Annotated in this window: 1 protein-coding gene; it reads right to left on the bottom strand. The window is 34.3% G+C overall.

Annotation, left to right across the window (positions count from 1 at the left end; translation table 11 throughout):
• Positions 1 to 11005, bottom strand: an 11005-nt coding sequence (locus NT145_05890; protein ID MCX5782218.1) for a hypothetical protein, incomplete at both ends; no start/stop codon positions are given.

Below are 11005 nucleotides of genomic sequence, written 5' to 3'. Positions count from 1 at the left end.
AGCGCTTTCTCAAGCAGCATTTCTCCATTTTTTACTATTTGCCATACTCCTTCTGCAATGCCTATCAGTTCCGGCGCTTCATGCTCAGGCGCAAAATTCTGTTCGCAGTCGCGCTTGGCTTTTTCATTTGCGGGATTTTCCCACCAATTTTCATATTCAGGGTCCCTAACAATTTTATCGCCATGGTCATCGCCGTAAGCTTGATATGTTTCATTAAGAGTAAGCTTAGCTTCATTTTTCTTAGGCTGATCCTCAGGTTCTTGATCTTTTCCTGACGCAACCCTTACACATGAATTTGTAATATCATAATCATTAAAATATTCCTGTTCGTCCAATTTCACTGGTTTGGGATTTACTATAAACTTTCTTACAGCTTCATAAACAATATCTCTGTTGCTGGTTGTTTCAGATTCATCCGACAATAAAACTTCTGCCCCCATTTCTTTTGCGGCTTTCTCAACATACGCGATAGCTTCTTGAAGGAAATCTTCAGCACTATATTCTTCCAGAAATTCGTTTGTTGGATTAATCGCGCGTAATATCAATACTGGTTTTCCTTTCACTTTATTCTTTAATACAAGCATTGAGCCGACAAATCTACTTTCCAATCCTTCTCCTGCAGAAAATATAACCGCTGTGATGCGAGATTCACCCATAATATCTTCTTCTCTAGTATAGCAGGCATCTCCGATATCTCCAGCCATTTCCCCTAATATTCCTTTTGTGAAAAATGCTTCCACTTTCAATTTTTCACTGCTCCTATTTTTAACAACTTCATTTACTTCGACTTCTATTTCCTTAATATCATTAAACAATTTAAATACTGGCTTTTTAACATTTTTATCAAAATGCGTATGTGCCTTAATAAAAACGCTTTTTAGTTCCATTATTGCTGACAATGATCCTATGTTTACTCCCTCACTGAGTTTGTTTAATATGTTTTGTCCTAATCCGGGATTTTCATCAAAAGCATTCAAAATCACTGCCTCGACAACCGTTTTTTCTATAAACTTTTCTATCCCTCCAAGGCCTCCGATCACTTTTTCTATAACTTCATCCATTTTGTTGCATTGTTTGATTTCTTCTTTGACGGCTTCGTATTCTCTTATCTTTTCTGTTGCATATCTATTTTCGTTTCCATTTTTAAGCTCACTTTTAGACATTTTTTGTTTCATTTCTTTAATCTGTTTATCTAATCCATCAATGAAAATCTTTTTAACATAGCTAAGCTTATCTCCATCTTTTTTACTGTTAATTTTCACGCATTTTTCTACTAATACCTTGTATTTTTCAAAGATACTTTTAGTTTTATCTGAGAATTCTATTTTTCCTAGCTTATGAACCATAAAACTTGTATCTCCGGCTTTTTGATAAGCTATATCCAGCTCAGGAATTTCTCCATCTTCTTCTAAAAATTGGAAATGTCTCACAAACCTTTGTAAATTTTCTCTTCCGCGGGAACCATGCCCCCATTCTGCTGTATAAAATCCTGTTATTGCGCCTATGATTCCTTTCAGCAACGGATTTGACAAATCTTTTAGGCTGATTGTTTTTTCTTTTATCAGCTTTTCCATTACAGATTTTATGATATTTTCAAAATCTTCGATTCCTTTGATTCCTGTTGTACTTACTCCCATATTCGATAAATCATATTTCCCGTTTTCTATCTTGTCTAGGACTTCATTTCTAAATAAACCCCTATGTATCAAAACCATATCCTTGTTGGCGCAATAATCAAATCTTTCAAGATAGTCATTCAGCAGAATATTCCAATTTTCTATTGTGTCTTTGTCCGTCATTATTCCGTTATCTAATAGGCTGTTTATCCCTCTATAGAAACGGAGTTTCTTATCATGTCCGACATGCTCTTTTTCATAATTTATTATCATAACGAATACTTTAAAATCAAAATTATGACTTAAGATTTGATTTACGAATCTTCCCTTTTCGGCAAGCATTTTCTCATTATTTTCAGATGATACGAACTCTATAAACTGATCAACTTCTTCCGCATTCGCCCCCAACATCCATTCTATGTTTTCTATGATTTTATCGTTAGGAAGTGTGGCATGAATAAATTTCGGATATTTATTTAACAACTTGATAGTCTTAAATTTATTTGCGTATTTAATCATATCTTTGTATGTAAATATTTTTATAATCGTTTCTTTTTCCATTCCGCCTTCCGCAAGTGCAGAAATAATACGATTTAATTTCTCTACCTTCATTTTGATAATTAATTCCTTTATATGCATCATAGATGCTGCGCCAGAAAATGAAATAATTAGCAATGCAAAGGCAACAATTCCCGCGGGACCCATAACAGGTAATATGGAAAGCAAAGGAATCGCAATTAGAAGCCCTAATATAAAAGAAACTATGTCAATACAGATTGGAATTGATCTTGGCATTATTTCTTCCGCTATCTTTTTCTTTATTTGAGATACTAAATTCAGGGAAATAAGGTTTTGAATTTCATCGTCAAGTTTACTTTGGTTCAAATGCTTTCCTTCCCCGACTAACTCCAGTTCCAGTTTTTCCGCTTCTTTATGTAAATCTCCTACTAGTTTCGTATTATTATCTTTAAAAAATCCTCTGCTCACTTTTTCAATATTGGCCACATAGTCTTCATATGCTTTCTCCAGTTTCATTAGCTCATACCCTTCGTGAAGAATAGCACCGGCCAGGAGTATTGGATTGTTCTTTATCTTCTCATATAATCCATTTGATATATATATTGCTTTTCTTTCAAATCCGCCGTGCAGGGCTTCATAATTTTCAAAACCATTTGTAACCAATAAAGGTAATTTATCCGAAGGTCTTACCATTACAACATTCAGGTTTTTTCTTATATATTCGGCCACATCTGAATACGCCAATCCTTTTTCTGTCAGTACTTCGAGTGCCTTTTCAATAAAAACACTCTCTTTTTTTCTAATGTCAGTATAGTTTGTATCCTCCCCTTGCCGTGAGGTGCCATCCTCTTTAATGACAGTAGGGTGGTCTACGTAAATTTGCTTTTCCCCGAAAATCCAATATCTTTTGCCGCTCCATATTCCTTCATTAACACTATAATGCCCAACTCCCTTTCCTTTTGAGATATTGGAATCATAGAAATCCTTATTTTTCTTTAGGAATCTATTATCCGGTTTTTTAAGAAATGAAAGCAAAGATCCTTTAAATTTAAATGCTGAGCTTCTGGGTGATTTTGCAAATTCTCGGATCGCCTCTTCTACAGAGATAGTCCTTGAATCGTCGCTTAAAATACTAAAAATCTCATTCAAATCATTTTCGGTTGCTTCTTTTCCAAGTATTTCAGCAAAAACCTTTCCAATAGCATGCCTCTCAATCAATAATATCTGCTCCTTCGCGCTAGTTTCAGATTCATAATATGACTTGGAAGTTTTATTGTTTTTTCCCAAAATACCAATATCTCCTATAGCTAAAAACCCATTTTTGCTTTTTAAGGCAATAAAAGGTTCGGCCAAGTTAAATCCTTTACTAATTGCACTAATTAAAAATTGTTTTACTTCATCAAAATCTGATTTTGTAAATTCCCTCATATCTTTGATTGAGAATTCATTTTCATCTTTTAGAAGAATCGCTTTCCCTTCGCATAATTCATAACTATCTGGATGAATTTGAATAGTGTTTTTAGTTTTAGGATATTCATTTAACTTGTTGAGTAAGAATGTTTTTTCTTTTACATTATTTCTTTCATAACTATAATACGGAATAAGCAATATCCAATATTTGCCTTGATATTTTGTTCTAAGCCAAACAAACTGCGAGCCATCACTATCAATAAATTCTTCAAACTCATAGTCTTTATTTATCTCCTTGACATTCGGATATATAGGGGATGAGAGCAAATCTAGAACAAGTTGGCCGAAAGCTTTTGTTGAGTCTTCAAGTTTAATTTTTTCATAGAAAATGTCTCTAGATTTTCTGGCTTTATAATCAGGAATATTTCTTTGCTTGTAAAGCTCTATTTTTAACGATTCAAAAAACTTTTCGTAAATACCTATAAGGCAATTATTTAACAGCTCAGGAAAGTTTTCATCATTTAAGTCAATTAAATTATTGTTTAATAAACTCCTGGCACTTTCTGCTAATTCATTAATTAAAATATCGATAGCTTTTTTATATTTTTGCCCATAAACAAAGAGAGGCTTTACGGTTCTCATGGATTCATACCAATCTATGCCCATCCGATTATCATCTAAATTTATAGTGAGTTTCTTCAAGCCAAACCTAAGGCGCTCAATCTCTTCGTCAATCAATCTGCCCAAAGATTCTTTGTCTTGTTCTTCTGATGTTTCTCCAACAGATGTTTTAGAACCGGAAACATCTTTTGCATTTCCACTCTTTGTCGCTTTATTAGTTTTTTCCATTAACATCTTAGTGGCCAATAAAGGAGCATAAGACTCTCTGATATCTGCTATATCCGTATCATCTACGCCAAAATATGTCTTCAAAACATTTTCAGCTGCCTCCATGCACAAAACGGCTTCCTTTGGATCGTCTGAAATTAGTTCCTTACAAATAAAATTTACCCAAATTGGCCAGGAATCGCCAAGATCTTCTGGCATTATTTCTATGGGATGTTTTCCTAAACTGACTGCTTTGTTTAAAACTTCGCCATATTTCAATTCGGCTTTTAGCATCCAGTTTTCAATTTTTAATTCTTTGGTATCTCCATGAAGTTTAACTATGTCTCTGTTATTAAAAAATAGAATATCCCCCCAAGGATAAGTGTATTTACATTTTAACTTGCTTATATCTCTTTTTCTCAAGAAGTCTGCCGAACCCCAAAATTCTTTCCCGGTTCCATCTCCGTAATAATCAACAATCATATCTATCAATTCAATATAAGACGGGGCAGCGAAAACTAAGCCATCAGTTTCTTCATCAACAGAATCCTTTGCAGTTGCATCAATAGCGTAATGAATCCCATTATAGAGGAAATGCGTAATAAAATGATTTTCGTAATTCTTCGGATTTTCCCATTTTCTTTTTCCCTTCCAAACATCTAATCCGTCCGCATAAAGAAGGTCAACTTCCCTAGCACCTTTAAAATTTTCGTATAATTCTCTTCCGAGCATTCTTGAGATATATTGGCAACTCTTTGATAACGATCGCTTGCCCCACTTCTTATGGGTCTTTTCTATAGACCCGGCAATCCCTTTTTCGACGTCTTTATCCAAAGTCAAACTTGAATTGACATGGAATTCAACATTATTTTCTTTTTTTACTTTCTCTTCGCCCTTTATGCTCAAATATGGAAGTTTTTTGAGCTTTCTTCGGAGCGGGGTAAGCTTATCATCTGGTTTTTGTTTCAGGTTGAATAAATATGAATTGATTTTTGAATGGATTTTGTAAACCGGAGGCACTGCGATTATGACTGTTAGGATTATTTTAATAAGTGCGGTAATATGAGGAATTAATGCAATTATTGATGCAATACCTGCAAAAGGAAGGAAAAGAAGAAATCCGAAACCTGCCCTGAAAAGGAATTTCAAGACAATTTCTTTAGTGATTTCTTTCCACCCTTTGTCTTTGGATTTAGCCTTCCATTCCAAAATGGTGTGCGCAATTGCAAAGCCGATTGTTGCCCAAAGAATGCCGATCCAAGGAAATCCCAGCAATGAAATAATAATGCCTGCCCACTGAAACGCTACAGTCTCCCAAATAGGTGCGATGTATTTAACATACTTTTCGTGTGCTTTTTCGCCCCATTTTTTCTTGACCCACCCGGCCCCAATCGCCATGAAAGGTTTTGCTTCTTTTGTTAGTTTTTCAAATGGTTTTAAATTCTCTTTCATTGAGCTAAAATTAACTTTATTTAAATCAATTACGGCTGTATAAACATCCGAAACACCTTCAAGCTTACTAAACTTTGTGACTTCCTTATCAGCCAGAACTTTCTCGTTAATATTTCTCAAAAACTTTTCCCCGTCTGGTTTTAAACCGCTGGTTGTAATTTCGGTTACGCCTAATGCTTTAAGATATAACCAGAAATAATACATTGCCCACTGCATATATCCTCTTCTTTGCCAACCAGTATGAGTTTTAAATTTATTTAAGAAACACTTTGGCCCGTCTTCTAAGTCAAACTCAATAAAAGATACTTCGTCGTTAAAGAACAATTTCAATGTATGCTGAAAACCATTATTTTCTAATTCTATATAGTATTTTTCTTCCGCATTTAGAATAATTTTTAGTTTATTTTTACTTTCCAATAAGTTTTTAAATTCACCGCTTGCTTGAGTATCTAAAGACAATTTCTCAAATAAATTGCTGTCTATTTCATTCGTTTTTTCTATTTCAGCTATCTGTTTTTTAACTTCATTTTCTTTTTGAGCAAAAATACTAGTTTCACTAACATTCTTTAAAGTGACAAGGGATTTATCATTTTTAAACCATCTCCTGACCATATCGCGCAAAGTTGTAAGCTTTCCTTTAATTACATTGGTCGGATTTTTAGAAATTTCCCTTATTGATTCGGATATCTCAGTTAAATGTTGAGCATCGGTCTTTTTTGCCGGCTTTTTTAAATAATTTATTGTCCCTGTTCTATTTAATAAAAACACGATACCCGACACTATGCCAAATACCCCCAAAATACTTATTGAAATATTTAGAAAAACAGGAATGCCTGCATAAATAAAAGGAGTTAAAAATGCCGCTGCCGATAAGAAGCCGAGGATTATTTCGCCAACCCATCCTGATATAGCGCCGGACAATTTCCATAATGTTGACGTAGGATAAGGAGTTTTTAATCTTGTTAGCGGGCGTTCTGCTAATTTTCCGTCTTTCATATCTGGAAATAGACCTATAATTCTTGGCGGGATGAATTCTTTAATGGAATCAAGCGCAAATTTAATAAAATTTATGTCTTTCGACTTATTAAAAAATGCTTTTTTAGAACCTTCATTCATCGCCGCCAATAGCCCGAATAAATAGTGCCCCAGCTCATGCGCAAAAGTAAAGGGTAAAGCCATGTAGTATAAAAATCTTTCCTTTGCAAGTATTTCTTCCGCGTCCTTCTGGCTAATTGTTGTTACTTCTTTATTTAAAACCGATTTTGCCGGTTCCTTTTCGATGTCTGTAATTGCTGCTTTATTCGGAAATAATTCATTCCAGAGTTCGTGCACTTTGATCTGAACAATTGTTGCAAAACCTTCCGCGGTTTCACGTAGATCTAGTGAATAATAATTTTTAACCCCTATAATTCTTTCCAATTCCCCCGCAATTTCTGCTGAAATATTTTGTATCGCCGCTATAAACTCTCTGGTACGATCTATCCCGTTAGCCCAATTATCCGCCCAGTTGTAAGCTAGTATTCCGGCAAGAACTATGCACAAAATGCCCTCTTGAGCATTACTGGATTTACTATGCAAATCAAGCAAAGGTTGAATATCCTGAACCGTTACTTGATTAGGCGTTTTCTTGAGAAGTGTTTGAGTTATACCCCAAAATGTTGGCTCTTCGCGGCCAGGCGCATCAGTAATTCCAACAATTCTTTTAAGTCCGGCATATTTCGGCTTATTCTGCCAATTTTTACGCAGTCTCTTTCCAGTTCTTTCAAAATATTCTTTCGCATACTCTTTGCATGTATTTATCATTAAGGCATAGGGTTTTTTATCCTCTATTTCCTTTATTTGTCTTTTAACCTCTCCGAGTACTCTTAATTTTTCTTCTTCATTTTCATTCGCAAGCATATTTAGAGTAAAATTAATTGTACTTTTATATACAGTATTGATTTCCTCCAAGCCATACGCGGTTTTCATTTTTTCATATGCAATTAAAGCAAGTTTAACCTTATCGATTATTTTTAATTTATTATTTATTATTATTTTGAGCTCATTCATACATTGTATACCCAAGTAATCTGTATCAACGTAATACAGGCCGATAAGCAAACCGGCAAGAGCATTTATGTCAATATTTTCTAAAAGTCTTTTAAAAAGGTTTACTTTGAGTTTATCGCAAAAAGGGATATCGTTCATATAAAATGTATTTATCATGGCAAAGATCCATTGAAGACTATTTTTTTCTTTAATGAAATCACTAACTGATGCGGACAAATTATGCCTTTGTTCATAAAAATATTTAACAGCGTTTTCTTTGTCAGCCAACGTTTTATAATGATCAATAAAATACTTTTTAAAAACATTATCGCTGATAGGTAGCCATTTTAAAATATCTTGATATGTATTTTTATTATCAGTTGAAAGATAAAGGCCCAAGAAAACATCATCAAACTTTCCTGTATTATTTGACTGAAAATATCTCAATACATTTTCTATAACTGCCACTATGCATTCGTCTGTCTCATTTTCTTGTTCTATAATACTTTTTATATTTTTAACATTTTCGGAAAATACTATGCTTATTATCCCGGGAGTAAGATCATCTTGGTTTAGCCAAAGATTTATATAAAATTCATTTTCAAAATAAGCAATCCTGAAATCTTTGTCTTTTAATTTATTTTTAATACATTTCAAATCAATTTGCGCTAACTCATTTATTATTGTTTCGGAAAAAGAAGATTTCTTGTAGTAATTTTCAATATAATATTCATTGCAGACATGGTCTTCCGAGCTAGAACCTTCTTCCAATAGTTTTTGCACGATGATAAATAATATATTGTCATCACCGGTTTTTCTTATCAAATCAAAAACAAAATCAAAGTGGTCAGAATAAAGTTGCATTTTATTGAAAATATCAGGCCATTTATTTATTTCCATAATTTTATCTTTATGCTCACGAAATACTGCCAAGAAAAAGTCTGTTAGATTAAACCTGCTGTCTTTTTCCTTTTCAGATATGATTTCTTTAAGGCCTTTAACTACTTTATTTTCAAATGACTTATTTTTTGCTTTAGCGTAGCTAGCCAACTCTACAAACAGCAACGGAAACTCTTTCTCATCAATTGAGTCAAATTTCTGCTTAACCTCGTCTTTAAAATTCGTTCCTTTTTTTGACAAATCGACTAATTTTTCAAACCATTTTACAGATTCATCTCTTATATTATTTGGTTCTTTTTTTATTTGTGGTTTGCCCGCAGTCAGCGGCGCGCCGGCGGGGATACCAAAATCCTTATTCCATTCACTGTGAGCTTTAATGTTTGCTTTTATTTTCGCATCTCTAACCGCTTTCCATCTGCGTATTTTGTCCAATAAGCTAAGTGTTGCTTTGGCTCCAAAATGGCTAAGCGCTGCATTTACCGCGGTATTAACTGCATCTCTGATATACTCTAATCCCTGCTTCCTGATTTCGGTTTTAACTTTGTCTTCGGCTCCCTCATGACGACCCAAAAAATCATTCATAAGCTTCTTTGCGCGCTCGCCGGTTGCTTCAAGGATTCGCTGAATCGCTTTACGCTCCCGCTTCGGCGCAAAGTTTATCTCGCAGTCGCGTTTGGCCAAGTAATATTTTATGCCTTCTTTAAGTGAGTCAATATGAACGCCTAATCTTACTGCTTTTCCTTCCAACGTGGCGGCGGCATCAACGCGCCCGGGATTCTGAATGAATTCCTCAAAAGTTATATTTCCATCCTCGGCTAGTTCTCTGATAAGATCGTCGGCAGAAATTATTGCTTCTTGAAATAGCTCTTCAAACTTCTTCGCCTTTTCAAGCCAGTCTTTAGGCAGGGGATTGTCTTTGTGTTTTTTATTATAGGTTTCAAAGTACTTAAGGTAAGATTCTTCCAAGGCAAGCAATGATGGCTTTTGGGATATTTTTTCTTTTGAGGAAGTAATTATTTGGTTAGAAACCAAACTACCGCTTTCTATTACTTGTGAAAAGATCTGCCAAGAAGCCATATATACACTTGGCTCGTAAAAATCAAATATTGAACCTTCTTTTACAGCAGACCACCTTTTTGATTCAATTCCTTCAACATTTTCTTTTCTTGTTTTTTCCGCCATTTCAATGAAACTTTTACAGACCTCTTTCGGGGTTTTGAAATATTCTCCAACTGCAGTTATAAGAATGTCTCCTAGTGAAACTGCATTTATTTTTTTAGTTTCATAAGTGTTCAATAATATTTTGTGGAATAAGCACCAGTCAATATCAATTTCATAGTAGTTACTTATTGCCAAAATCATCATTAAAAATCCTCTTGCGCCTGTATGCTGGTCATCGGCAAAGAAGCTGCATTCTTCTAATTTTTTAAAACGTTCCTTATATTTAAGTTCTTCAGATACTTTTTTATTTCCTATCCCATAAACTATAGAGGAGTGCAATTCCGCTATACCGCCAAAAAGCTCGGTTATTATTATTTGATTTAGTCCCGGAGTATAATATTCTTCCTTTTTGTAACATTCAAACTTGAAAATATGTTCTTGTATTACATGATGAATTTCATGGCCTAATGAAATAATAAAATTTTCTATTGAAATTCTACCGATTCTTTCTCCGCCTAACTCTATGTGATCGGTATGAGCAATAAATTCTGTCCCCCCTTCTCTTATCCATGCATAAGCTGTTGCATATAAAGCAAAAATTAGCTCATTTCCGTCTAATTTCTTATCAGAACCTTTGACAATCAGATCAAAGATTGAAGTTAAAAATAATGCCATAGAAAATATAGTAGACCTCATATTCCCAAGACGTTTATCGTCAAGCAGGCTTTTCCTGAATATTTGCACATCCTGTTTTCTTAAGTTTTCTATTACTCTATTGCCCGCTGGCTTTAACATCTCAATATATTTGGCCATGTTTTCAGTTGTTAAATTTTCGCTTTCTTTGCTATAAGGACCATGAATACGGCATAAACGGCAAAATGCATATAACCTTACAGAATCTTCAAAACGAGAATCTTCAATAATCAGTTTTATTGTTTCAGAATCACATTTGTCTATCTCAGCATATTTATTCTGCTCTTCATCAATAGCCAGCAATTGCATCACTTTTTCAACATTTTCGGGAAGGTCATGAAGTTTGCCGTATTTCTCCAATGTTGAAGGAAGCGTCGCGGCTGTATTATTTTCTTTCT

Source organism: Elusimicrobiota bacterium, assembly GCA_026388075.1.
Lineage (GTDB): Bacteria > Elusimicrobiota > Endomicrobiia > Endomicrobiales > JAPLKN01 > JAPLKN01.
This window is presented reverse-complemented; position numbering and strand designations above follow the sequence as displayed.